The 25,915-nt window shown below is 38.7% G+C and carries 19 protein-coding genes; 3 read left to right on the top strand and 16 right to left on the bottom strand.

The window, feature by feature from the left end; genetic code table 11:
- The first annotated feature begins 20 nt into the window (after positions 1-20).
- Entirely contained in the window at positions 21-2,639 is a 2,619-nt protein-coding gene (locus BM143_RS08105) for a DUF7619 domain-containing protein (protein ID WP_090024051.1), read from the top strand.
- Between the two features lie 79 nt (positions 2,640-2,718).
- Here the strand turns inward: BM143_RS08105 and BM143_RS08100 are convergent, their stop codons facing one another.
- The 13 genes from BM143_RS08100 to BM143_RS08035 all read right to left on the bottom strand — a co-directional run bounded on the left by BM143_RS08100 (position 2,719) and on the right by BM143_RS08035 (position 17,317).
- Entirely contained in the window at positions 2,719-3,180 is a 462-nt protein-coding gene (locus BM143_RS08100) for a hypothetical protein (RefSeq protein WP_090024050.1), read from the bottom strand.
- Between the two features lie 7 nt (positions 3,181-3,187).
- Entirely contained in the window at positions 3,188-4,636 is a 1,449-nt protein-coding gene (locus BM143_RS08095; RefSeq protein WP_090024049.1) for a hypothetical protein, read from the bottom strand.
- A 39-nt stretch (positions 4,637-4,675) separates the two neighbouring features.
- Complete coding sequence (locus BM143_RS08090) at positions 4,676-5,155, bottom strand: hypothetical protein (protein ID WP_090024048.1); 480 nt, start codon at positions 5,153-5,155, stop codon at positions 4,676-4,678.
- Positions 5,156-5,181: 26 nt separating this feature from the next.
- Positions 5,182-5,826 (bottom strand): leucine-rich repeat domain-containing protein, encoded by a 645-nt coding sequence (locus tag BM143_RS08085; RefSeq protein ID WP_139222011.1) that lies wholly within the window; start codon positions 5,824-5,826, stop codon positions 5,182-5,184.
- A gap of 4 nt (positions 5,827-5,830) precedes the next feature.
- Positions 5,831-6,121 (bottom strand): type II toxin-antitoxin system RelE/ParE family toxin, encoded by a 291-nt coding sequence (locus BM143_RS08080; protein WP_090024046.1) that lies wholly within the window; start codon positions 6,119-6,121, stop codon positions 5,831-5,833.
- Entirely contained in the window at positions 6,103-6,339 is a 237-nt protein-coding gene (locus tag BM143_RS08075; RefSeq protein WP_076506414.1) for a hypothetical protein, read from the bottom strand. Before BM143_RS08075 ends, BM143_RS08080 begins: the two co-directional genes overlap by 19 nt.
- A 47-nt stretch (positions 6,340-6,386) precedes the next feature.
- Positions 6,387-8,102 (bottom strand): HAMP domain-containing sensor histidine kinase, encoded by a 1,716-nt coding sequence (locus BM143_RS08070; protein WP_090024045.1) that lies wholly within the window; start codon positions 8,100-8,102, stop codon positions 6,387-6,389.
- 5 nt (positions 8,103-8,107) lie between these two features.
- A complete protein-coding gene (locus BM143_RS08065) occupies positions 8,108-9,217 on the bottom strand; it encodes a histidine kinase (protein WP_090024044.1) in 1,110 nt (369 codons plus the stop codon).
- A 462-nt stretch (positions 9,218-9,679) separates the two neighbouring features.
- The gene (locus BM143_RS08060; RefSeq protein ID WP_185116539.1) at positions 9,680-10,768 is read right to left on the bottom strand and encodes a porin; all 1,089 of its coding nucleotides are present in this window, start codon (positions 10,766-10,768) and stop codon (positions 9,680-9,682) included.
- A gap of 13 nt (positions 10,769-10,781) precedes the next feature.
- On the bottom strand, positions 10,782-11,339 hold the full coding sequence (locus tag BM143_RS08055; RefSeq protein WP_090024043.1) for a K(+)-transporting ATPase subunit C: 558 nt from the start codon (positions 11,337-11,339) through the stop codon (positions 10,782-10,784).
- Positions 11,340-11,349: 10 nt separating this feature from the next.
- Positions 11,350-13,389: a potassium-transporting ATPase subunit KdpB gene (kdpB, locus tag BM143_RS08050; protein WP_047456337.1), complete on the bottom strand. Its 2,040-nt coding sequence runs from the start codon at positions 13,387-13,389 to the stop codon at positions 11,350-11,352.
- Positions 13,390-13,561: 172 nt separating this feature from the next.
- Positions 13,562-15,256 carry a potassium-transporting ATPase subunit KdpA gene (gene kdpA / locus BM143_RS08045; protein WP_090024042.1) on the bottom strand — a complete coding sequence of 565 codons (1,695 nt, stop codon included), beginning with the start codon at positions 15,254-15,256 and terminating at the stop codon, positions 13,562-13,564.
- A 735-nt stretch (positions 15,257-15,991) separates the two neighbouring features.
- Positions 15,992-17,317: a sigma-54-dependent transcriptional regulator gene (locus BM143_RS08035; RefSeq protein WP_090024040.1), complete on the bottom strand. Its 1,326-nt coding sequence runs from the start codon at positions 17,315-17,317 to the stop codon at positions 15,992-15,994.
- A 292-nt stretch (positions 17,318-17,609) separates the two neighbouring features.
- Here BM143_RS08035 and BM143_RS08030 point away from each other — a divergent pair, with 292 nt between their 5' ends.
- Entirely contained in the window at positions 17,610-20,477 is a 2,868-nt protein-coding gene (locus BM143_RS08030) for a M16 family metallopeptidase (protein WP_090024039.1), read from the top strand.
- Positions 20,478-20,740: 263 nt separating this feature from the next.
- Here BM143_RS08030 and BM143_RS08025 read toward each other — a convergent pair whose 3' ends face one another.
- The 3 genes from BM143_RS08025 to BM143_RS08015 all read right to left on the bottom strand — a co-directional run bounded on the left by BM143_RS08025 (position 20,741) and on the right by BM143_RS08015 (position 25,024).
- Positions 20,741-21,817, bottom strand: coding sequence for a GNAT family N-acetyltransferase (locus BM143_RS08025; protein ID WP_090024038.1), 1,077 nt, complete (start codon positions 21,815-21,817; stop codon positions 20,741-20,743).
- Entirely contained in the window at positions 21,814-22,815 is a 1,002-nt protein-coding gene (locus tag BM143_RS08020) for a polysaccharide deacetylase family protein (RefSeq protein ID WP_090024037.1), read from the bottom strand. Before BM143_RS08020 ends, BM143_RS08025 begins: the two co-directional genes overlap by 4 nt.
- A gap of 70 nt (positions 22,816-22,885) precedes the next feature.
- Positions 22,886-25,024, bottom strand: a complete 2,139-nt coding sequence (locus tag BM143_RS08015) for a S46 family peptidase (RefSeq protein ID WP_090024036.1) — start codon at positions 25,022-25,024, stop codon at positions 22,886-22,888.
- A gap of 385 nt (positions 25,025-25,409) precedes the next feature.
- On the opposite strand from BM143_RS08015, the gene BM143_RS08010 reads away from it, so the two are divergent.
- Positions 25,410-25,898: a copper resistance protein NlpE gene (locus BM143_RS08010; protein ID WP_228407851.1), complete on the top strand. Its 489-nt coding sequence runs from the start codon at positions 25,410-25,412 to the stop codon at positions 25,896-25,898.
- The last annotated feature ends 17 nt before the right edge of the window (positions 25,899-25,915 follow it).

The following is a 25,915-nucleotide window of genomic DNA, read 5'->3' as shown; positions in this document are numbered from 1 at the left end:
ACAACTAATATCACCAAACCATGAAAAAAATCTATCTTTTTGTGCTACTCATTGCACATTTATCACTCAGTGCACAGATTATTAACTTTCCGGATCCGCAATTTAAAGCAAAACTTCTTTCAGCAAGTCAATGGACTTCTGTTGCACAGGATCTCAATGGAACTACGACCGTTATTGACACCAACAACGACGGGGAAATTCAGGTAAGTGAAGCTTTGAATATTTCGAGCATCACTTTAAATCAAACCCAGATTCACGACATTACCGGAATTCAGAATTTTGCCAATCTGAGAATGCTGGTAGTACAGGGAAATATTTTTATGGATGAAGTTAATGTAAGCCATATGACTGCCCTGAAAATTCTGATTGTAAATAATAATGCAATAGACCTCATCAATACTCAAGGCTGTACCCAGCTTGAAGATTTCAACCTTAGTTCCAATGGAGGGTATGTGACCAATATGAATTTTTTGCAGAATCCTACTCTAAAAAGATTAACCATCAGGGGCAATGCTCACTTATCGAATGTCAATATTTCAACGCTTACGGGTCTTGAAGAAATTGAGTTCAGTGACAATACGATTTACCCCAACACGGTTACAAGTCTGAATCTTGCCAGTAATGTGAATCTAAAAAAAATTATCATTGACAAGGTAAATCTTAACTCACTAACGTTAGGGTCTTTAAATCAGCTTTTGCATTTCAGTATCAAAAATACGAAACTGACTTCGCTCAATCTAAGCAATGCCCCACTGTTGCAATATCTGTTTGTGGACGCCAACCCATTACTGAGTTCACTGAATATCCAAAACACCAATAGTCTGGATAATCTGCAACTCCTGAACTCTCCTTTAATCACCTCTGTTTCTCTTCAAAACAAGCCGAATCTTAAATCATTAAGCTTAGGAGGAACCAATATCACATCCCTTGATTTTACAGGAACTCCGGAAGTGATCAATATGAGCATCGGCGGAAATGCATTGACTTCTCTTGATGTTTCTCCTGTTCTGGGACTAAAATCTTTTAATTTTAATGAAAACGGGGTTACAAGTCTGGATTTAAGCCACAATACAGAATTACAGGGAGCTGGTGTAAGCGGAACTAGTATAAAAAACGTCAATATCAAAAATGGAAATCCCAATTTGAGTTTCTATGCAGGATCGCCTACGTACGCACCCAATCTGGCTTATATCTGCTGCGATACGGATAAAGTACAGCAGGTTTCCAGTATGCTGATCAGCGTAGGGCAGAATAATGTGGAAGTGAACAGTTACTGCTCATTTACTCCCGGCGGAACAACCTATACCATCCAGGGAAATACCAAGTATGATTCCAACAATAACGGTTGTGATACGAATGATATGAACAAGGCATTCCAGCAGTTTAATATCACAGACGGAATTACTTCCGGGACTTATATAGCAGACGGCTCCGGAAATTATTCTATTTCTGTTCAGGAAGGTCTTCATGTGATCACTCCGGTTGTTGAAAATCCTGCTTATTTTACGATTTCTCCGGCCAGTGCAACCGTGGATTTCCCAACACAGGCGAGCCCATTCACTAAAAACTTTTGTGTAAGTGCAAACGGAACGCATAATGATCTGGAAGTGGTCATCATTCCCACAAACAATGCCAGACCGGGATTCAATTCTCTGTACAAAATTGTGTATAAAAACAAAGGAACAACTACGCAATCAGGAACACTGGTATTCAATTACAATGATGCTGTAACAGATTATCTGAGCTCAACGACTGTTCCTGCTTCACAGTCTACAGGTGTTCTCAACTGGAATTTCACGAATCTTTTACCATTTGAAACAAAAGAAATTACCGTTACTTTAAAACTCAATACGCCAACCCAAACACCGGCACTGAATGGCGGGGAAGTTCTGCATTACACAGCGCAAATCACCGGGGCAACAGATGAAACTCCTGCTGATAATCATTTTGCGCTCAATCAAACCGTTGTCAATTCTTTTGATCCGAATGATAAAACGTGTCTGGAAGGAACATCCATCACACAGGTGCAGGTGGGAGACTATGTTCATTATCTGATCCGATTTGAAAATAAGGGAACAGCAAATGCGCAGAATATTGTTGTAAAAGATGAAATCGATTTGTCAAAATTTGATATTACTTCTGTAGTGCCGTTAGCGGGAAGTCACCCTTATACCACAAGGATCAGCAACTCAAATGTCATAGAATTTATTTTTGAAAATATTCAGCTGCCTTTTGATGATGCTACTAATGACGGATACATTTCATTTAAAATCAAAACAAAAGCTACCCTTACCATGGGTGACAGCTTCAGTAATATTGCAAAAATTTATTTTGATTACAATCATCCTATCATTACCAACAATTTCACAACGACTGTCCGAAATGTACTGGCCACATCAGAAGTAAGTAAAGACAGTGATATTGCCACCATCTATCCTAACCCAGTACAGGATGTTTTGAATATCAAATCTAAAAACACGGTGATAAAAGCAGAAATTTATGATGCCAATGGCAGAATGATCAGCTCCACAAGTGTAACAGGGAACACCATAAACGTTAGTGAATTAACTAAGGGAAGCTATATCATTAAATTGTTCACGAAAGACAAAACCGTGAGTCAGAAGTTTATTAAAATCTAAACGAATTATCTTTTTTATATCTGTAAGAGCTGTGATTTTTTTCACAGCTCTTTTTTGTTGCTGTGAGCTGAACAGTCATTTATTTAAAAACGAGAATCGTATAGCTGTCTCGTGCAGTTTTAGGATAAACCATTCTGATCTGTGCTCTATTTTTAAAGTAATCCACATACATTTCTCCGGTCATAATCTTTCCTTTTTCGGTCTGTTTATAGCCTGCTGCGAGCATTGTTTTTATGTAGGCATCATGCTCTTTTTTGTCCTTGAACTGAAACTCTATATTGTCCTGAGATTTTTCTTCGGTGTATTCAAATTTTCCGATCTTGTAAACATAACCCGGACTGTCATACTCAAACAGAATGAATACAGGGCTTTCTGTTTTGTCGTAGAACGTATATTGATGTGTCTTAATTTCTGTTTTAAAAGCAGTCATCGTGAGTTGATTAAATCTCGCAAGCTCTTCCAGTTTAAAAGCCTGTCCCGACATCTGTGCATGAAGAAGGGTACAAAACAGACTGATTATAAAGATTTTGATTGTATTCATAGTTCAACTATTCTTTGATGTTATTTTCTTTGATAAAATTTTTATACTCTTTTTCCCAGACCGGAAACTTTTTGAATTCCGCTTTTCTGCTGACAATAATAGCTGCCCCATCATTGAAAAGGTTTTTATCCTTGAGCATCTTTATACCGTCTATGATAACGAGAGCGCCGTAAGCGCTTTCATTATTTCTAAGCTTGTCCAAAAGGATATCCTTATTTTGCAGTATTGAATCATTATCTTTCAGCTTTGATATGAAACGTTTAAAATCCAGATCACCCAGATGCAGAAGAGAATCCCTCAGTCCTTTTTCATACACTTCCTTCGAAATCTTTTTAGTTCTTTCCAACAGTTTCACAAGCCTCAAACCACTGTCAAAGGCGATATCACTCGTTGAATAATCCAATGTATTGTCCATATCAAATTGATTAACAACAATAACTTCCGCTTTCCCAGGCAGCGAAAACCCATCAAGTAGAAATTTTACGGTTTCTTTTTGGGTATGCGTTTTTTCATAATCATCCAGAATATCAAAAGATATAATTTTATCAGTTAGCCACAGATCTGCCAGTACAGGATAGTAAAGTTTGCATTTTTCCATATAGATATGCTGATAAATTGTGGAAAGGCATCCGTTGCCGCAATCATTTTCTTTATTCTGTTCCTTATCCAGCTCAATCGCTTTGATCACAATTTCTTTGGCCTCTTCACTGCAAAATTTGGATAGCGCAAACATCACATAAAAATCTAATGAATCTGAAATATGTTCTTTTATAAACGGAAGAAACTGTGGATCAGGGAACTGTTCAATAGCAGAATACGCATCCGCTCCGAAACTTTTGATCAGTTCAATATCATTTGGATTTTTATATTTCGCAAGGGTTACAAGCAGTTCTGCAGATCTCGTATCGATTACCTGTTTTCTGATCTTTGTGTAGGTATCCTGATTTTCCGGCAGGGCATAGCTCAATGCTTCAAGCAATTCTTTGTTGATGGGCTTTGCATTTAATACAAGAGAAGCCATTTCTCTTTCTAAACGCTTTTTATCCTTTATAGAAAAGCCATTCTCTTTTTTATCCTCACTGGAAACTGTTTCAAAAATATAGGTGGAAATCAACTGTTCGTGGGACAGACAGCTCGTTCTGTAAACTATATTTTCCTGGGAATAGAAATGATCTTTGAAAATACCCAACAGTCTTTGATCTCCTTTCAGAGCCAGAACTTTTATGGCTGTAGCCTTTATATACACATTTTTGCTTTTTCCCGCTAAAATTACAAGTTCGTCAGAAGAAACTTTTTTATACAGTGCTTTTTCAACATCCTTCACTTTTTCATCATCAAGAGCATAGAATGAATCAAATTTTTCAAGAGGTTTTATAAGAAACGCTGTTTTATCAGAAACCTGAGAATAGGCATAGAAAAAGAACAGGAATAATAACAGACTTATGAGTCTTTTCATAGAATGGTTTTGTTATTCTGTAAATTTAAAAGAATTTTACTAATGCTGGACAGAAGGAAATCTATTCTTTAAAGCTTCCTGAAAAAGCTTGATCTGGTCAGGTGTAAGATTTTGCAGATAAATTGTCCGCTTTTTATTAACCAGAAAATCGGGATAGGAGATTAAAATAACAGAATCATTACTGAAACTAAATTCTCTCAGCCCCGTAGGACTTTTCGTGTTTCTCTTATCTGAATTAAAATTAAGATTGATAAAACGGCTGGGAATAAAATAGAAGTCCGTAGGAAATAAAAAAACCGAGTTTTGATTCAGCAGAATCTGAAAAGTACAAAAACGGAAATTTTTACGTAGAGAACCACTTTCTACAACAATCTTTCCACTGATATTTTTCAATTCACCGGAATCCGGCTGTCTGTATTTTGTGATGATTTTTTTATTCTGAAAATAACAGAATATCCCAAATATCACTGGCGCAGCTATAAAGAAGGGTAATAGGTAATCGAAGATATGATCAGGCATTGGCAGGAATAAAAATGGCTATTGAATTAATATTTTTCGGGTTGCTTTATAAATTCTCCTCCTTTATGTGGAAACTGAACATATAATTCCGAGGGCTGCGGGATTTTTGCTTTACAACTTTCTGAGCATACATTCACAAGCAGAGGAAGAACATCTGTTGCTATCGGTAATGAAACCCAATACTGATCCGGTTCATTTTCCGGTATTTCATTTTTACAGATACTGCATTTTACAATTTCAGAATCATAATACCTTAAAGGGCGCTGATATAGATTAGGAAAATGCGTCCGGAATTTATAATTTCCATAGAGCGCTCTTGTACTCACTATACTGCTTTTAAGATTTTTACAGTATATGATTTCATAAGGAAACCACATAAGATTATAAGAAGTATAGGGAATAAACTCTTCCAGAGATTCCATTTCCCTTACTTCCGGTGGTATCTGCTTTAAATGACTTCCATAAAGCATCATTTTTTTCACTTTTTTCAGCTTGGCAATAGACTTTGGAAGCGTTTCGATCAATTGAAACAATTCTGAACCAATACCTTTTCTCGGTTCAAATTCCTCATGTCCTTCTTCCGCTACTTTATCAATATAAAGACACAGTTGCTTCCATGCTTCAGAATTTTGATCCTGCAACACTTTTTTCACCTTTGGAACTCTGTTCATCGCATCAAATTTTATTTTCCTCCCGTCTTCCATCCCAAAGAGATAGGATGATTAGCTCTGTTTCTGAAAACTCATAAAATATAAGATAATCCTTAACAATCTTTACTCTTACATTTGTGACAGCAGTTTTCCGCCCTATTAACGGAAATTGAGACAGCAGTTTGACACTGCTAATTATCAATTTATTTAGTTTAATACTGAATGTTTTGGATTGATTTCTGAGAATCCAATATTCAAGAATTTCCTTTCTTTCAATATTGGCTTTATGTGTCCAGATTACTTTTCTCCCAGCCATTCTTCAATATCCTGATTGGCTTTATCCTCTGTAAGATATGCTGAGTTTTTGTATTCTGCCTGTGCTTCAGCAATTCTGTCTTTTTGGGATTCAGTAAGAATATATTCGTTTTCGTTCAATTCAAAATCCAGCAGTTTTTGAATCTCCTCCATAATTGTTTTTTCTTTTAACTGACTTATTCTGTTGATCAGGTCAGCTTTTAGATCTGATGTATTCATCTTGTGTGATTTTCATTCAAATTTAAAAAAAATTATTTAAAATCTGTTTAAACCACCGGCAGTCTGAAATAAAAAGTACTTCCCTGATTGGGGGAGCTCTTCACTCCTATTTCGCCGTTTTGCTTTTCTATAAAATTTTTGGAGATAGCCAGTCCAAGTCCTGTTCCGTTCTGATGCTCTCCCGGCACCTGAAAATAGCGGTCGAAGATCTGGCGGTGGTACTTTTCATCAATGCCGCTTCCGGTATCGGTAATGCTGAATTGAATCATTGAGTCCTGTTTTTCTACCGTGATACTAATGTTTTCATCCTGGAAAGAATGTTTAACGGCATTCGTAAGGAAATTATTCATCACCCAGACCGTTTTATCGAAATCGGCATTCACGAAATCATTGTCGCCTAAAAGATATTCGGTATTGATGAGAATATTTTTCTGTTCTGCCAGCTTTTCGACATTTTTCACGGCAGCCTGCACCACTTCTTTCGGTGAACATTTTTCAACGGTTAAGCGAATGTTTCCGGTTTCTACCTGCGAAAGATTCAGCAGTTCTCCGGTAATATTCAATAGCCTTTGACCGTCGTCATTGATGCTTTTGAGTAATTCTTTCTGCTGGTCATTCAGTTCCCCGAATTTTTGGTTTCCGAGTAACTGCACTCCCATTTTTATGGCAGATATTGGTGTTTTAAGTTCGTGTGAAATGGTCGCTATGAAATTGGTTTTAGCAAAATCAAGCTCTTTGAAAGGCGTAATGTTGCGAAGAAGAATCACTTTTCCGATGTATTTGGTTTCTTTTTCACCCGTTTTTACAATATTGATAGGGATAATATCCTGTTCAAAATAATTTTCTTTATGATCCCGAACAATCTTGATCGGTTCTTTTACCGGATGATCAATATTTTTAAGAAGTTCCCGTATCAGATCGTTATTGACAGCCACTTCATGAACCGTTTTTCCGATGATTTCTTCTTTATGCAGACCGGTGATCTTCAGCGCTTCGTCATTGATCATGTAGATAAAATGGTTTTCATCCAGTCCTATCACTGCATCATGCATATTGTTCACCAGTGTTTCAATTCGTTTTTTGTCCATCAGTTGCTTGGAAAGACTGCTGCTTTCGTACTCCTGAAGCTTTTCCGCCATGGTATTGAATGAATCTGCAAGGCTGTTGAACTCTTCGCTGCCTTTGAAATGTACTCTTTCACTGTAATTTTTAGCCGCAATCTGCCGGATACTGAATGTAAGCTGGTTGATGGGTTCCGCAATGGTTTGTGGCAAATTAAAAAGCAGGGTAAAAGCAATCAGAAAACAAACCGTTCCTAAACTTACGATCCAGAAGGTGGCATTTTCAGCGGTGATGATGGCGATATCACTTTTTCTTTCAATCCCTTTCATATTCAGGGACATGATTTTAGCCAGATCTTCACGAATCAGTTTTTCCTTTTCCGGAAAAGCTTGTTTCAGATAGCTGTTGAAATGGAGATTCAGACTTTGAGTCGCTTCCTTTTCGCCAAATTCAGTAAGATTTTTCTCCTGCAGTTTATTGTTTTTCTGAAAATCATTAACGGCAATAGCACTGTCCGTACTTATTTTATCCAGTGCCAGCAACATATTTTTGGAAAACTCCAGACTGTTGTAATTGGCCGTAAGGATCTTTTCCGTATCCGATTTCAGTTTATTGATATAGACGGATCCGATCACTGACATAAGAACGATCAGTAAAAATAAAAGACCTACGCCTAGGGTGAGTTTTGTTTTAAGTTTCATTACTTCTAAGATAAAATAATAATATCTATCTGCCTTTCATTCAGCCTGTTCATCAGCGTATAAATCCAGCTATAGCCGGAAAGACGCTGCCAGAGCTCTGCGTGGGGTTTTCCAATGCAAACTGTGGTGATATTATGGGCAATCACATAATCCAGAATTCCTTTGTGGACACTGCTTTCTTTTACCCGGACCACCTTTGCTCCCAATTCCTGTGCTAAATTAAAATTATTAATCAAATACCGCTGTTTGTCGAGGGCTATTTTTTCAGGATTCTCTGACGGCTTCTGAACATACAGAACCGTCCACTGGCTGTTGTAATAGCTCGCCAGACGGGCTGTTTTCCTGATGATATTTTTTGCAATCTTTTCATTACTACTGATGCAAGCCAGAAATTTTATAGGTTTAAAATTCTCTGTTTTAATCTCTGTTTCTACCTTTCTTTCTACGTGTGCAGCCACTTCTTTTAAGGCAAGCTCCCGGAGCTGCAGGATATGTCCGCTTTGAAAGAAATTGGTAAGGGCGGTCTGGATTTTCTCTTTCTTGTAAATTTTACCTTCTTTCAGACGGGCCAGCAGTTCATCTGCGGTAAGATCTATATTCACCACCTCATCGGCAAGACTTAGAATTTTGTCGGGAACACGTTCAGCCACTTCTATTCCTGTAATATTCTTCACCTCCTCATTCAGGCTTTCGATATGCTGGATATTCATGGCACTGATGACATTGATCCCGTTATCAAGGATTTCCAGCACATCCTGCCATCTTTTTTTGTTTTTGGAACCTTCTACATTGGTATGCGCCAATTCATCCACAAGAACCACCTCCGGATGCTCATTAATAATAGTCTGAAGATCCATTTCTTCCAGGTTTTTACCTTTGTAGAACACCGATCTTCTCGGTATTTCGGGAATTCCGTCGGTAAGAGCAACGGTTTCTTCACGGTCGTGGGTTTCTACATAGCCGATTTTCACATCAATGCCGTTACGCAGCAGAGACTGTGCCTCCTGAAGCATACGGAATGTTTTCCCCACGCCTGCGCTCATCCCGATATAGATCTTGAATTTTCCTTTCCGGGATTTCTGGATCAATTCTAAAAAATGTTTTGCTGATGACATTGATTTTTTTTGCTTTATTTTTTTTAACACAAAAGGCACAAAAGGTTTATTTTCCACCGCTTTAGAATGTATAAGTAAGGTACGATTATTCTGTATAAAATGTTTCGCTGAACTATCTTGTTGATATTTTTTAACTCCCACAGATCACACGGATTACACAGATTTTGATAATCATCAGAATAAAAATCTTTGATTTTAAAAAAAACTTATGTGATCTCTTTTCACAAAACATATAAACTTCAAATAACTTAAGTGTTAAAAGCTTTTGTGACTTTTGCGGTTGGTTTTTTAACCACAGATTGCACGGATTTTCACAGATGTTTATGGATAATATTCTGAATAAAAATCTTTGATTTAAAAAAAACTTATGTGATCTTCTTCTCACAAAACATCTAAACTTCAAAAAACTTAAGTGTAAAAATCTTTTGTGACTTTTGTGGTTAATTAATTATTTTTCACTCTCTAAAACCAGGCAGCCAAACTTGTCGTGATAAAGAAATTTCCCTGTTTCATCTCATTACTCTTCACAAAAATGGCATCTTTAGATGTGAAACCTCTCGCTTCTGTCCGGAAAATCACGTTCTTCAATATTGCATAATCCACATTCAGTGAATATCCGAATGTTTGGAAACCATTAGGCGTTTTGGTGCTGATGATGACCCCGTTTTTATCGTTGTAATATTCAACTCTTCCCGCCAAAGCCCATTTGTTGTCTAGCTGGTATTTCATTAACACGTTGGGTGTGTACCAGATATTATAATTACTGCTTCCTTTCTCTTTCTGCTCTGCCCCGATATCGAATCCTAGTAACGCTGAGAAACGGTCTGTCAGCTGAAAATTCCCATAAAGATCATGGAAATAACGCATCCTTTTTTCAGCCTTCGATTTATCATTTCCGATGAATGAACTGCTGTTCAGCGTAATTTTTTCTGTCGGTTTATAGGTCACCTGGTGCCCGAAAGAAATTGTCTGGTTTCCTTCCGGCTTTGCGATACGCTGCCAGCCATTAAGCACCAATCCGCTTAAAAACCATTTTCCGTTGTCTGACGTGTAAGAAACTTTTGCCCCGGTTTCGAAATACGGTGAATTTTCAGCGGCAAAACTTCTGGTCAGATTCACGTTATCTTTTCCTATGGCACTTTCCCAACCGATGTGTGAAGGCATAATCCCAGCATCGATCCACAGGTTTTTGGTTTTAGAAATCCTGATTCCGATATTCGCTTCGTTGACGTATCGTAATGCATCCTGCTCGGCAGCCATATTGTCCTGTGCATAGGTTCCGGCCATTAAAGCTACATTGGCGCGGAGATTTTCACTCTGATAATTGGCTTTTACCAATCCTAAATTCAGATTGAGCTCATTATGTCTATTGTAGGAGTATAAAAAATTCTGACGGAGATGATTAGCAGGTTCATTAAAATCATAGGTGTAGAAAAGTTCTGCATAGGCAGAGAAAGTCACTTTATTTTCTGTTTTTAATGAATCGGATGATTGTGCTTTCGGGAAAAAGATCCCGAATAATATGGCACTGGTAATGATATATTTTTTCACGGTGATAGCTAGATTATTTTAATTGGTCCAAAGCGATATTAAGCTTCAGTACATTTACTTTTGAAGGCCCTAAAAGTCCTAAAAACGGTTTCTCTGTTTGATTTTTCACTAAATCTCTTACTTTTTCTTCTGAAAGATTTCTGACTTCTGCAATTTTCTTTACCTGATACAAAGCGCCTTCTTCAGAAATATCCGGATCCAGGCCGCTTCCACTGGCTGTAACCAGCTCTACAGGAACTTTTGTATTTCCCATTCCCGGATGCGTCATCTTTAAGGTATCTATTCTTTTCTGTACGGTTTGCAGGTATTCTTCATTGCTCGGTCCTTTATTACTTCCGGCACTTCCTGCTGCATTATAATCAACAGCTGAAGGACGTCCATGGAAATATTTTTCTGATTTAAATTCCTGCCCGATATTGGCGTAGAATTTCTGTCCGTTTTGAATGATGATCTCTGCATTTCCTTTTGTAGGCAATACTTTGGAGCCTCCATACACGATAAGCAGATAAATTCCTATGACAGCCAGCATTACAATAGTCAGTCTGAATGCTGCAACAATATGATTTTTCATTTTTTTAATTTTAATAGAATAAACTGATCACTAAATCGATGATTTTAATCCCGATAAACGGAACAATAACACCACCCAAACCGTAGATTAAAAGGTTTCTTCTCAGGAGCGCACTGGCACCAATCGGTTTATAGGCAACGCCTTTTAATGCTAACGGAATAAGGAAAGGAATGATCACGGCATTGAAAATAACGGCTGATAATATCGCTGTTTCCGGGCTGTGAAGATTCATAATATTCAACTTCTGAAGCGAAGGAATGAAGGTGATAAACAGTGCCGGAATAATGGCAAAGTATTTAGCAACGTCATTCGCAATACTGAAAGTCGTCAGTGTTCCACGGGTCATCAGCAATTGTTTTCCAATCTCCACGATTTCGATCAGCTTTGTCGGGTCATTGTCAAGATCCACCATATTCCCTGCTTCCTTTGCAGCTTGTGTTCCGCTGTTCATTGCTACTCCCACATCGGCCTGAGCCAGTGCCGGCGCATCATTCGTCCCATCTCCCATCATCGCGACCAGCTTTCCTTCCTGCTGTTCTTTTTTGATGTAGTTCATTTTGTCTTCGGGCTTGGCTTCAGCAATGAAATCATCTACACCTGCTTTTTCAGCGATGAATTTTGCAGTCAGAGGATTATCGCCGGTTACCATTACCGTCTTTACCCCCATTTTTCTCAGTCTCTGGAAACGTTCCTGAATTCCTGTTTTAATGATATCCTGAAGTTCGATTACCCCCCAGACTTTTTCATTAACGCTTACTACAAGAGGCGTTCCTCCGTTTTCGGAAATTTTGGTAACGGCATCCTGGGTTTCTTTCGGGAAGATATTCCCGGCTTTTTCAGTCAGTTTTTTTATCGTGTCATAAGCTCCTTTTCTAATCCTTGTGTCTTCAAAATCAATTCCTGATGTTCTTGTTTCCGCTGAGAAATCTATATAGACCGGGTTGGGAACAAGAAGGTCTTCTGATTTTAGCTGGCTTAGTTCTATAATGGATTTTCCTTCCGGTGTTTCATCGGCTACTGAACTTAACGCAGAAGCTTTAATAAAATCCGGCAGTCTGATTCCGTCTGCAGGGTGAAATTCCGTCGCCTTACGGTTTCCGATGGTGATGGTTCCTGTTTTATCAAGAAGCAGTACATCGATGTCTCCGGCAGTTTCCACTGCTTTACCACTCTTGGTAATTACGTTAGCTCTCAGAGCTCTGTCCATTCCGGCGATTCCGATTGCAGAAAGCAGACCTCCAATGGTTGTGGGAATCAAACAAACGAAAAGTGAGATAAATGCCGCAATAGTAATGGGAGTCTGCGCATAGTCTGCAAAAGGTTTTAAAGTGAGTGTTACGATAATAAAGGTCAGGGTAAATCCTGCCAAAAGTATAGTTAATGCGATTTCATTAGGTGTTTTCTGTCTTGATGCTCCTTCTACAAGGGCAATCATTTTGTCCAAAAAGGACTCTCCCGGTTTGGTGGTCACTTTTACTTTTATTCTGTCTGAAAGAACCTTTGTTCCTCCCGTTACAGAGCTTTTATCTCCTCCGGATTCACGGATAACGGGTGCACTTTCTCCGGTAATGGCAGATTCATCAATGGTAGCAAGTCCTTCGATAATTTCTCCGTCCATCGGGATCTGGTCTCCTGTTTCGCAAAGGAAAATATCACCAAGCTTCATTTCGGCAGACATTCTCAGAACGGTTTCTACCTGAAATCCCGGTTTGTTCTCCAAAACTACTTTAGCAGGAGTTTCTTCACGTGTTTTTCTAAGGGTATCCGCCTGAGCTTTTCCTCTGGCTTCTGCAATAGCTTCTGCAAAATTGGCGAAAAGAACGGTGAAAAATAAGATAATGAATACGGTAAAATTATAAGCAAAGCTTCCCTGTGATTTGTCTCCTGTAAGACTGAAAAGGCTTACGATGAACATCACAACAGTTCCTACTTCTACCAGGAACATCACGGGATTTTTAAACATGATTTTCGGATTTAGCTTCACGAAGGACTGTTTGATCGCTTCGTTCACCAAATCTTTTTGAAACAATGTCTGTGATTGATTTTTCATTTTTTTTGAAAGAGTTATATAATTGTAAATCAACGGTAACCATTAAGACAGATTAAAACAAAAAGGATTGAAAATGGATAATATATTCAGGTGAATGTTTCGATGAGTTTAGACTGGTTCCCTGATATTTCAATCTTCCTAATGGTTGACTATTGATTTTAATTTTTAATGTTTATTTAGAGAAATACTGGATCTGTTCTGCAATAGGTCCTAATGTAAGGGCCGGGAAGAAAGACAGGGCTGCAATAAGAAGGATCACCGCTAGCGTCATAAAGCCGAAAGTAGCCGTATCCGTTTTCAGAGTTCCTGAACTTTCCGGGATGAATTTTTTCTGTGCCAATAATCCTGCAATCGCTATCGGTCCGATGATCGGAATAAATCTGGATAACAGCAATACGATTCCTGTTGAGATATTCCACCATGGGGTATTGTCACCAAGCCCTTCAAATCCGGAACCGTTGTTCGCAGAAGAAGAAGTAAACTCGTATAGCATTTCACTGAACCCGTGGAATCCCGGATTATTCAATGTTTTGGCACCAAATTCAGGCAGATAAGCTGTTAATGCTGTTCCTACCAATATTAGGAACGGATGGAACAGAGCCACGATCATGGCGATCTTCATCTCTTTGGCTTCAATCTTTTTACCCATGAATTCCGGCGTCCTCCCTACCATCAGACCACTGATAAATACAGCGAGGATGATGAATATGAAATAATTCAGAATTCCGACCCCGCAGCCTCCGTAGAAACAGTTGATCATCATCGCCAGCAGTTCATTCATGCCTGAAAGAGGCATTGTACTGTCGTGCATGGCATTAACAGACCCTGTTGAGATCACCGTCGTTGCAATGCTCCAATATCCTGAAGATGCACTTCCGAAACGTATTTCCTTACCTTCCATAGCTCCGAGGCTGTTGTCAGTACCCATTTCTGTGATTAGAGGATTACCGTTGGTTTCATTTACGATATTCGGAACGGCAAGCGCCAGAAAACCGACCGTCATTACGGTAAAAATCACCCATGACAGTTTTCTTTTTTTCAGATAGAATCCTAACGCAAAAACCAATGCAAACGGAATGATCATCTGAGTGACCATTTCGGTCATATTAGTCACATAATTAGGGTTTTCAAGCGGGTGTGCTGAATTGGCTCCGAAGAAGCCTCCTCCATTCGTTCCCAAGTGCTTGATCGCTACAAAAACAGCTGCAGGGCCTCTGGAAACATCCACTTTTTGTCCTTCCAGCGTTGTTATATGATCTTTCCCTTCAAAAGTCATCGGACTTCCGTTAGCAGAAAGGATCAGAGCAACAAGGATACTGATCGGCACGAGTATTCTGACCACAGATTTAGTAAAGAAATCGTAGAAATTCCCTAATTCTGTCGTTGTTTTATCTTTAAAAGCTTTGAAAAGAACAGCCATAGCCGCCATTCCGGTAGCTGCGGTTACAAACTGCAGGAACATCAGATAAAGCTGACTTAAATAACTGACTCCCGTTTCTCCTGAATAATGCTGAAGGTTACAGTTCACCAAAAAGGAAATAGCTGTATTAAAAGCGAGATCAGGGGACATATTCGGGTTTCCGTCGGGATTTAAAGGAAGCCACGCCTGGGTCAGCAGGATCAGGAATCCTATGATGAACCAGACCAGATTGATCGTCAGCATGGCATACATATTCTGTTTCCAGGTCATCTGACGGGCCGGGTTGATTCCCGATATTTTATAAATTACTTTTTCAACAGGTTCAAAAACAGGATCTAAAAAGGTCTTTTTGTACCCGTACACATTAGCAATGTATTTTCCAAGAAATATTCCAATGACTAATGTGATCACAAACATGGCAATAACGCCTAAAATTTCTGTATTCATGACCGGTTAAAATTTTTCAGGTTTCAGCAAAACGTAGCAGATGTACACAAAGGCCAGAATTGAAAGGAAAAATAAACTCCACATAGTTTTATATTTTATCAAAAAATTCAACGGATTTATAGAGAAGCCAGAACATCACTGCAAAAAGCAGGATCAAACTTATCAGCATCATATCGTTATTATTAAGGTTAATAGAGTCATCAGTACGTACGATACCATCAGCAGACTGAAGCCTGCGTGCTCACGTTTTTTGAACGTTTTTCTTGAAATTGTCATTTTTAAAATATTTTATTCTTGTCCTATAGGCCAAAAGAAGGCCCAATTTGAAAATAAAACATTCAATAATCTAATAATCAATACATTAAAACAAATAACTCAACCATACCAAAACACGAAAGCCTATCATTTTGATAGGCTCGTTTATTGAAATGATAGGGATTAGAAGTTAGAAACTAGAGGTTAGATGTTAGAGGGGAAACTGTCAATGGTGAATTTTGCTTCGCAAGGGAATGGTGAATTGATAGATTCAAGATTCAAGAAGCAAGAGCCAAGATTTTAGATACTAGACGTCAGACATCAGATTTCAGATTTCAGATTTCAGACATTACCGCTGGTGGCTTCGGGAACCTCAGCCACCAGATATTTGTCGTTTATTCATCGGCACTCACCCGCCGAAACTAATAACTCATAATTTATAACTCTCTTACACTCCGACGCTAAAACTCTTCAACTCATTTATCTCCATCCATACTCCTCCAGCTTACGATACAGCGTCGCAATACCGATTTCCAACAGCCTGGCGGCTTCGGCTTTATTGCCTTTTGTGTATTGAAGGACTTTTTGGATATGAATTTTTTCAAGAGATCTCATGCTTAATGAGTCGCTTTCAGGAACGATTTTATCAGAATAATGGGGTAAACTTTCCGAATCGAGGATGTTGTCTTCCATCAGAATAAGGCTTCTTTCTACGGCGTTTCTAAGCTCGCGGATATTCCCTTTCCAGTCGTTTTTTTCAAGGGTTTTATAGTAATCAGGGTTCACCTGAAGGTTTGAAAGGTGAAGTTTACGGGAGAAAATATCAATAAAGTTTTTGGCCAGTAGTTTCAAATCTTCTTTTCTTTCACGTAATGGCGGAAGATGGATCTCGAAAACATTCAGTCGGAAATAGAGATCTTCTCTAAAATGGCCTTGTCTAATTTCGTCTTCCAGATCGCGGTTGGTTGCAGCAATCAGTCTGAAATCTGATCGGGATACTTTCGTCTCGCCCATTTTGATGAATTCTCCGGTCTCGAGAACACGCAGCAATTTGGCTTGAAGTTCAATGGGCATCTCTCCTATTTCGTCTAAAAATAAGGTTCCTCCGTTGGCTTCTTCTATCAGACCTTTTTTGTCTTTTACAGCCCCGGTAAATGCGCCTTGTTTGTGTCCGAAAAGTTCGCTTTCCAGTATTTCTTTGCTGAAAGCTGAGCAGTTGATCGCTACAAAATTATTTTTCTTTCTGTCACTTCCGTCATGGATAGCATTGGCAAAAACTTCTTTTCCGGTTCCTGTTTCTCCGGTCAGAAGAACAGCAGCATCCGTTAAAGCTACTTTTTCAGCCAGTTTTTTAGACTGAAGGATCAGCGGAGAAGTTCCAATGATCTGTCCGAATCCTTTTGACACAGTAGTTTTCTGACCAATTTTAGAACGGTTATCTTTTACTTTTTCCAGGGCTTTGTACACCAGTGGAATGATTTTCTCGTTATCATCTCCTTTTACCAGATAGTCATACGCCCCGTTTTTCATGGCCTGAACAGCATCAGTAATATTTCCGAAAGCGGTCATCAGAATAATTTCAAGATGTGGATACTTGGTTTTGATAGATCGCACCAATTCTACCCCGAAAGCATCAGGAAGGCGGACATCACATAAAACGACATCAAATTCATGCTGCTCGAGCATGGTCATCGCAGAACGTGCTGTAGAAGCTTCTTTGACGTTAAAATTTTCTTGGGAAAGAATCATCCCCAGTAATTTCAGGAGCTTGATCTCATCATCGATGATCAGAATGTTTCCGGACATAATGGTTGTTTTTGGAAAACCTGATGCAAACTTATTGAATTTTTTGAGCAAATGAACAGTAGTGGGATGAAATTTAACGTGAAACTGTCAATGGTGAATTTTGCTTCGCAATGAATGGTCAATTGTTGGCGTTGAAAAATTCACTGAATGATGGTGACAAGAAAAAAGATTTCCTTTTCATCTTTACAAATCGAAGTTATAGATGCAATAGTCACAAAAACACACCGAAATTTTCTTTGATTGCTTACATTTGTAGTGCATTCGGATCTAAAAGAATGAAATGAGTTAGCTTATGATTGACAAAAGATACAAAGAAACGGTTCATACAGATAAAAACAACTACGAATATATTACAATAACGCACGATGAAAATAAGGTAAGAATCTATACGCTGAAGAATGGCTTAAAGGTTTTTCTTGCCCAGAATTTCGATGCCCCAAGGATACAGACTTATATTCCCGTGAGAACGGGAAGTAACAATGATCCGGCTGACAATACAGGTTTGGCACATTATCTTGAACATATGATGTTTAAAGGAACTTCTAAGATCGGAACGCAAAACTGGGAGAAAGAAAAGGAACTTCTTGACCAAATCTCAGCGTTGTATGAAGAGCACAAAGCGGAACAGGATCCTGAAAAGAAGAAGGAGGTTTATAAAAAAATAGATGAAGTATCCCAAGATGCCAGCCAGTACGCCATCGCGAATGAATATGATAAAGTGATTTCTTCACTGGGTGCCAGCGGAACGAATGCTCATACGTGGTTCGATGAAACGGTTTACAAAAATAATGTCCCGAATAATGAGCTTGAAAAATGGCTTAAAATAGAAAAGGAAAGATTTTCAGAAGTTGTCCTTCGACTTTTCCATACGGAACTGGAATCGGTATATGAGGAATTCAACAGAGCTCAGGATAATGATTCAAGAGTGGTGAATTATGAACTGATGGATGCCCTGTTTCCTACCCATCCAAACGGTCAGCAAACGACCATCGGAAGGCCGGAACACCTGAAAAACCCTTCTATGAAAGCAATTCATAAATATTTTGACGAATATTACGTGCCGAATAATTATGCTATGGTTTTAGTGGGAGATCTGGATTTCGAGGAAACCATTCAGCTTGTTAATCAATATTTTGGAACAATTCCTTACCGGGAACTTCCGAAAAAAACGCCTGTAGCTGAACAACCATTAACTGAAATTGTAAAAAGAACAGTAAAAAGTCCTACTACACCAAGAGTTCAGCTTGCGTGGAGAACAGACAGCTACGGAACCAGAGAAGCGATGTTGGCAGATATTGTGGCCAATATTCTCAGTAACAGAGGCGAAGCGGGATTGCTTGATCTTAATATCAATCAGACACAAAGAATGCTTTGGGCACAGGCTTTTTCTGTTGGCCTGAAGCAGTACGGATATTTTTCTATCGTAGCGGTTCCTAAAGAAACACAGTCGATGGATGAAGCAAAAGATATGGTTCTGGAGCAGATCGAACTGATCAAAAAAGGAGATTTCCCGGACTGGATTCTTCCTGCCATCATCAATGATTTTAAACTTCAGCGTTTGAAAGGCCTTGAAACAGCTGATGGACTGGCTACGAATCTTTATGACACTTACATCAAGGGAAGATCGTGGGAGCAGGAACTGAATGAACTGGATGAATATCAGGATTTCACCAAAGAAGATGTGGTAGATTTTGCCAATGCTTTTTTCAAAGATAATTATGTTATTGTTTATAAAGAAAAAGGCGTTAATGATCAGTTGGTAAGAGTTGAAAACCCTGGAATTACCCCTATCAAGATAAACCGTGAAGCACAGTCAGATTTTTTAAAGGAAATCGTCGCAGAAAAAACGGAAGACATACAACCGGAATTCATTGATTATGAGAAGGAAATCCTTACAGATACCATCAAGGATAAAAAGCTGAGCTTCGTTCTGAACAAATACAATGATATTGCGCAGGTTCACTTTATTTTCCCTTTCGGAAGTGATCACGACAGAGATCTTGGGATTTCTACACAGCTGCTACAGTATCTTGGAACTGAAGATCTTTCACCAGAAGATTTAAAGAAGGAATTCTTCAAGATCGGTGTGAGCAATGATTTTAAAACAACCAACGACCAGCTTCTGATTTCACTGAGCGGACTGGAGGAAAATATTGAAAAAGGGATTGCCCTTCTTCAGCACTGGATGTATGATGTAAAACCTGATCAGGAGATTTACAGACAGTTTGTAGAAACCGTTCTGGAAAACCGTCAGGCCAGCAGAAAAGATAAAAACCGCATCATGACTGCTCTGACCAATTATACCAAACTGGGCAGCTTCTCACGATACACGGATATTATTTCAAAGGAGGAACTTGAAACCAGCAACGCGGAAGTATTTACAGACCGAATGAAAAAGCTGTTCAAATATCCTTATCAGGTATTTTATTATGGGAAAAAACTTGAAAATTTCAAACAGTATATCGGACAATATGTAGAAAACGAAAGTTTCCAGATCCCTCAACCTAAGCAATATCCTGAACCTGAAACCAATGGAAACGTCTATTTCACAGATTATGACATGGTGCAGATGGAAATGAGCAAAGTAGGAAGAGGACATGAGGTGAATACTTCAAACTTCGGAAAGATCAATGTTTTCAATGAATATTTTGGAAGAGGACTTTCATCCATTGTTTTCCAGGAAATCCGTGAAAGTAAGAGTTTAGCGTATTCAGCTTATGTTTCTTATGCTGCCAATTCTGAACTGGGACATCCTGACTATATCACGACATATATCGGAACGCAGCCGGACAAGCTTCAGACCGCAGTAAGCACGATGGGTGAACTGATGAATGAACTTCCTGAAGTTCCAACCCAGTTTGAAAACGCCAGAAATGCAGCGCTGAAACAAATCGCTTCCACAAGAATTACCAGAAACAATATATTTTTCAACACATTACGACTGAAAAAACTTGGGATCTATCACGATTTCAGAAAGGATATCTACGGACAGATCAAAACTCTGAATTTTGAAGACGTCAAAACGTTTTATCAAACAGAAATCAAACCGGTTCATTTCAACACCGCGATTATCGGTAAGAAGGAAAACCTCGATATGGACGCCGTCAACGAGATGGGAACCTTTCAAGAACTAACGCTGAAGGATATCTTCGGACATTAAATATAGAGACCGCTTCAATAATTGAGGCGGTTTTTTTATTTTTTAGAGACAAGAATCAAGAGCCAGGAAACAAGATTTTAGACATTAGTACTGGTGGCTTCGAGTACCTCAGCCACCAGATTTTTATCGTTTATTTAAGGGCATCCGAAATTCATAACCATAATCATCCTAAAACATTCAAAGTTTCCGAAACTCGCACTCCGTAACCTGAATCCCGTAACAACGCTTAAAACCTAAAACACTCCGACTCTCAAACTCAAAACCTACGTCATCATACAATCCCCGTCGCCATCCTGATATTTTGGGTCAAAGCCTTCGGGCAGATCATTCAGCAGTTGTTTGTGGAAGAGATATTCGCGTTTAAAATCACGTTGGTAGATCTTTGGAAAATTTTTATATAAGTTCAATTTTTCATTCAGCTCTTTCTGGTAGCTGGTGAGGGCTTTTATCTTATTTTTAACGATAAAATAGTTTAAAAAATCTGTAAAATAATCTAAGCCTGATTCTGAAAACAGGTAGGGAATTTTAAGGTATCCGTCTCTCAAAAGCAGTAATGAACAAGATGTTAAAACATTATTGTCGTCGTAAACTTTTACCCAGAAGTATTTAAAAGCATCTGCATAGCTTGAAAAGAGGTATTTCTGCTCTTTTTTTCCTTCCAAAACCCACGGATTTTTAATAAATACATTGATTTCATCAGCCGTTCTTCTGCTTCCGAACTTTGACATAAATTCAGAACTTTCAGTGTCAATATGATCCAGAATTTCAAATTTAAAATCAGGCTTCTTTAAAGGGCCATTTTTTAAAGCAATTAAAGAATTGGCTGCTGTGTCTGTTATTTGAAAAAGAGGTGTCAAAATCTTTGTTCCTGGCTTTTTCTCGGGAATCATTTTAGCCGCATCTGTCCGGAAGTAGTAACGTTTACCGTCTTTTGGGAAAACATCCTCAAAAACACCCATAATCGTATAGAGTGCTTCCGCTTCTTTCGTGAATTCTGTTATGGCAATACGGTCTTCATATTCTTCAAAAACCTTTTTAAGAAGCTTTTTGGGTATCCTTTTCTTGCGAAATTCACTGCTTACATATAGTGTACTCAGCCATGCGTAGCTGAATTCTTTTCCATCGATGATAAAACTGTCGGGAAAACAGCCTACATAACCTGCCAGTTTTCCTTCACAGAATGCCAGAATAAGAAGCGTCTGTTCATCTGAAGCCTTTGGATTTTTAATATGAGATTCTGCACGGTGTCTGGTGATGGGCAGAAAATCGTACTTCAGGAAATCTCCCGAAGAAATAAACTCCTGCAGTTGTTCTCGGTTGTAGGTTTTCAGCTCTATCATTTCCGTACAATTGTATTTTTATTGATGATCTTTTTCAATCTGAAATAAGCCGTTTCCTTTTTCAGGATCCTTTCTCCGCTCTCTCCCATTTCCATTGGAATTCGTTGAAAATTTCTTTTCACACTGTCCAGTTTTACGCCCGCACATCCAAAGCTGAATTTGATTTCTTCATTTTTAAACAGTTCGTCAAAGAACTCCTTTCTCACCCCAAAATCCGTGAAAGGGAATGCAAAGGTTTCGTGTAAAAAACCATTTTCTTTCAGATAACCGAAAGTCCGGTTGGTGGTTTCCATCTGCTGCTCCAGAGAAAGATCTCCGTATTTGGGATGATCCCAACTGTGGGAAGAAATTCCAAAACCTTTTTCAGTCAGTATTTTTAATTCGTCTGTACTGAGATAAGGTTTCTGTTCTTTTGAATAGGCTTTGTAGTCTGTTTCAAGCTTTTCTGCCAGGATATCAAGAATCTCTTTTTCCTGATAACTGATGTTTAAAATCCTGTTAATCAAAGCTTGTTTTTCCGCCTTATTTTTCAAATTCAAAACGCGATATACTTCAGGATCTATCGTTTTTCTTTTTCCAATCTCATCGATCAGCAGACTGGCTTTGCATCTGAACATCATATCTTTATTATCCACAAAAGCGGGATTGATAAAATTACAGGCATAAATTCCTTTACGTTCCAGAATAGGAGCTGCCACATCATAAAACTCCCTGAAACCGTCATCAAAAGTCAATAAAGCGATCTTTTTCTTTGGCTTAAAACTGCCATTGACAAAATCTTTGAATTCTGACCAATTTACAAACTGGAAATGCTTTGAAAAACAGTCCAGATCCTCTTCAAACTGTTGGGTATTTTTATAATTGATGACGTGTCTTATATGTGGCAAATTATCATCAGAAACGCTGTGGTAAAGGGGCAGACAGTAATCCAGCGGAAAAGATTTCCCGATATCGTCCGTTTCGAAGGCAGTAAGGATATTGATGATCTTATCTTTCATCTCTGTTAAATAAAAAAGAATCTATTCAAATTGGATTTAAATAGATTCTTAAAGGTATGATTTTTATGTATTATTTGATCACCTTCATTTCGTCGATAAGCCATTTGGAATCGGCAAATTTATCGATAATGAAAAGGATATATTTTGTATCTACCATAATGTTTCGGCTGAAACGCGGGTCATAATTGATATCACTCATCGTTCCTTCCCACTGTCTGTCGAAGTTTAGACCTACAAGATTTCCGTTGGCATCAAGCGCCGGACTTCCTGAGTTTCCTCCCGTAGTGTGGTTGGTAGCGGTGAATCCAACAGGAACGTCTCCTGATTTGTCCTTATAAAATCCGTAATCTTTCTTGTTGTAAAGATCGATGAGTTTTTTAGGAACATCAAATTCATAATCTCCCGGAACATATTTTTCAATAACTCCGGCAAGGTGCGTCTGGTAGCCATAAGAAACAGCATCTCTAGGCGTAGAACCTTTTACTTTCCCGTAGGTTACACGAAGCGTAGAGTTCGCATCCGGGAAAAATTTTCTGTCTTTATCCGTTGCCATCTGCTGCGCCATGAATTTCTTCTGAAGATCATCAATTTTCCCCTGAAGAGCAGTAAACTGAGGATCTGCATTCTTCATATACGTTTCCTTCATAGAAACATACAGCTGATAAATAGGGTCTTTTTTCAACGTCTTAACCAGTTTGTCCTGATTAGAAAATGCCTTTTCTACATCCGCTGTCAGGGCTGCTCCGTTTACCTGAGCTCTTCCTGTAACGATGGAGTTTTTAGACATCTCCTCGATTATCGGAATATTCTGGTTTTCGTCCTTGTATTTATTGAATCCTACCGGTAAAAACTGAGGAGCTGTTTTATTAGCATATAAAGCCAATAATTTTGCCGTCACCTTAGCATCAAGCTCTGCACTGTAATCTTTGTAGAATGAAGTCACTTTTGTTTTTAATTTCGCAAGCTCTTTTTCATCCATTCTTCCTGCTTCCACAGAAGCTACATAATCGTAGTAATCTCCGGCAAGCTTCAGTGTTTCTGCATTTCTTACCACTTCTGTGTAATAAGCATTGTTCAATGCGTAAGGAGCCTGGTCATTGTACAGTTTGTTCAGCTGGTCCAAAGTAGTTTTTATCTCAGGATTTTTAGCGACTAAAGATCCTTCATACATTACTTTTTTCTCTACGGCATTAGACTTTTTCAGTCCTTCTACCTCACCGATCCATTTTTTCCAGTAATTGGCTACGGATGCATATTTAGAAGCATATTTGATACGTGTTTCACTGTCTACACGCATTTTTTCGTCCAATGTTTTCAAAGCCACATCACGTACAGCAATTCTCGCCGGGTCAATATCCTTCATGATTTTCTCCACAGCTACCGCAGGAAGATATTCCGTAGTTTTTCCAGGGAATCCGAATACGAATGTAAAGTCGTTTTCAGCTTTATCTTTTATAGAAACCGGCAGATAATGTTTTGGAACGTAAGGAACGTTATCTTTTGAATATTCAGCAGGCTTGTTATCTTTCCCCGCATAAATTCTGAACATGGAGAAATCCCCGGTATGTCTAGGCCAAACCCAGTTATCTGTATCACTACCGAATTTTCCGATGCTTTGAGGCGGTGCCCCAACCAAACGGATATCTTTATAGGTTTCAGTAGTAAAAGCGTAATATTTATTACCGTAATACATTGGTTTTACAATGATTGACTGGTAAGATTCTATTTTCTGAGCGTTTTTATAAACCTCAATATTTTTACTGATCTTTTTAGCCAATTCAGGCTCCACGAGGTTGTCTGTCCCTTCTAAAATCTGATCGGTAGCTTCTTTGATATCAACAATGAAGTCTACTTTTACGCCAGGATTCGGAAGTTCTCCCTCTGGATTCTTAGCCCAGAATCCGTTTGAAAGAAGATCATTCTGAACCGTAGAATGTGCCTGGATCTGTCCGTATCCACAGTGGTGGTTGGTCAGTAGCAACCCTTTTGGAGAAATGATTTCCGCAGTACATCCGCCGTTAAACTGTACCACCGCATCCTTTATGCTAGGCTTCTGGGTATTGAAAATGTCTTTGGCAGAGATCTTCATTCCCATATCCTTCATTTCCTTTTCATTCAGTTCTGTCGGAATCCACATTCCTCCATATTGCTGAGCGAATGCCATTGCAGCCGGCAAAAGAAATACGGATAAAAGTATCTTTTTTGTCATAATCAAAATTTTGCCCCAATTTACAAAGAATATTGTACATATGCCTTACGTGGGAGAGGATTTTAGATTTTAGACTTCAGACTCCAGATTTCAGACATGAGACTTTTAAGGCTAAGGTTGAGATTGAGGTTGAAAAAGGGCAATTGTGAATTTTGCTTCGCAAGTGAATGGTGAATTTAAGAATCAAGATTTTAGATTCCAGACATCAGATTTCAGATATTTTTCGGGATATGAGTTTCGGGTTTCGAGATTCGCACCAGTAATTGTCAACTAGCAACTCTCTTACTCTAAAACACTCAAACTCTCCGACTCTACAACCCCGAAACGGCTCAGTTTTTGTTTCAAACACCGCACTTAATTATTAATATATCTAAATTACTTTATCATGATGAATAGCAAAATGTTCATTCTCGGAATTGCATCGGCGGTCTTTTTAGCATCGTGTAATCAGAAAGAAAAAACAACGGAAACAACGGATGCTGCAACGGATTCTGCGGCTGTACAGACCAATCCTGCGGACAGCATTACTAAGGCAACTCCTACCGCAGCAGGCGATACTTCGGAAAACGCTCTTGACTGGCCGGGAACTTATGAAGCGGTGGTTCCGTGCGCCGACTGTCCTGGAATCAAGACTTCCCTGACTTTAAATAATGATAAAACGTTCAGTATTACTGAAGAATACATCGACAGAAATTCTAAAAACCAGGATAAAGGTACTTTTGAATGGGATGCTTCAGGAAGCGTGATTACGTTAAAAGGAAAAACAGCCAGTTACAAATATAAAGTAGGCGAAAACATCCTGATACAGCTTGATATGGACGGACAGGAAATCACAGGACCGAACAAGGATCTGTATGTTTTCAAGAAAAAATAAAGGCTCAGGCCTTTATT

It is taken from the genome of Chryseobacterium oleae (assembly GCF_900115055.1).
Classification (GTDB): Bacteria; Bacteroidota; Bacteroidia; order Flavobacteriales; family Weeksellaceae; genus Chryseobacterium; species Chryseobacterium oleae.
This window is presented reverse-complemented; position numbering and strand designations above follow the sequence as displayed.

Coding starts and splice junctions, on each gene's coding strand:
- BM143_RS08105 (WP_090024051.1), top strand. CDS start 21: ATGAAAAAAATCTATCTTTTTGTGCTACTCATTGCACATTTATCACTC.
- BM143_RS08100 (WP_090024050.1), bottom strand. CDS start 3,180: ATGAATACAATCAAAATCTTTATAATCAGTCTGTTTTGTACCCTTCTT.
- BM143_RS08095 (WP_090024049.1), bottom strand. CDS start 4,636: ATGAAAAGACTCATAAGTCTGTTATTATTCCTGTTCTTTTTCTATGCC.
- BM143_RS08090 (WP_090024048.1), bottom strand. CDS start 5,155: ATGCCTGATCATATCTTCGATTACCTATTACCCTTCTTTATAGCTGCG.
- BM143_RS08085 (WP_139222011.1), bottom strand. CDS start 5,826: ATGAACAGAGTTCCAAAGGTGAAAAAAGTGTTGCAGGATCAAAATTCT.
- BM143_RS08080 (WP_090024046.1), bottom strand. CDS start 6,121: ATGGCTGGGAGAAAAGTAATCTGGACACATAAAGCCAATATTGAAAGA.
- BM143_RS08075 (WP_076506414.1), bottom strand. CDS start 6,339: ATGAATACATCAGATCTAAAAGCTGACCTGATCAACAGAATAAGTCAG.
- BM143_RS08070 (WP_090024045.1), bottom strand. CDS start 8,102: ATGAAACTTAAAACAAAACTCACCCTAGGCGTAGGTCTTTTATTTTTA.
- BM143_RS08065 (WP_090024044.1), bottom strand. CDS start 9,217: ATGTCATCAGCAAAACATTTTTTAGAATTGATCCAGAAATCCCGGAAA.
- BM143_RS08055 (WP_090024043.1), bottom strand. CDS start 11,339: ATGAAAAATCATATTGTTGCAGCATTCAGACTGACTATTGTAATGCTG.
- kdpB (WP_047456337.1), bottom strand. CDS start 13,389: ATGAAAAATCAATCACAGACATTGTTTCAAAAAGATTTGGTGAACGAA.
- kdpA (WP_090024042.1), bottom strand. CDS start 15,256: ATGAATACAGAAATTTTAGGCGTTATTGCCATGTTTGTGATCACATTA.
- BM143_RS08035 (WP_090024040.1), bottom strand. CDS start 17,317: ATGTCCGGAAACATTCTGATCATCGATGATGAGATCAAGCTCCTGAAA.
- BM143_RS08030 (WP_090024039.1), top strand. CDS start 17,610: ATGATTGACAAAAGATACAAAGAAACGGTTCATACAGATAAAAACAAC.
- BM143_RS08025 (WP_090024038.1), bottom strand. CDS start 21,817: ATGATAGAGCTGAAAACCTACAACCGAGAACAACTGCAGGAGTTTATT.
- BM143_RS08020 (WP_090024037.1), bottom strand. CDS start 22,815: ATGAAAGATAAGATCATCAATATCCTTACTGCCTTCGAAACGGACGAT.
- BM143_RS08015 (WP_090024036.1), bottom strand. CDS start 25,024: ATGACAAAAAAGATACTTTTATCCGTATTTCTTTTGCCGGCTGCAATG.
- BM143_RS08010 (WP_228407851.1), top strand. CDS start 25,410: ATGATGAATAGCAAAATGTTCATTCTCGGAATTGCATCGGCGGTCTTT.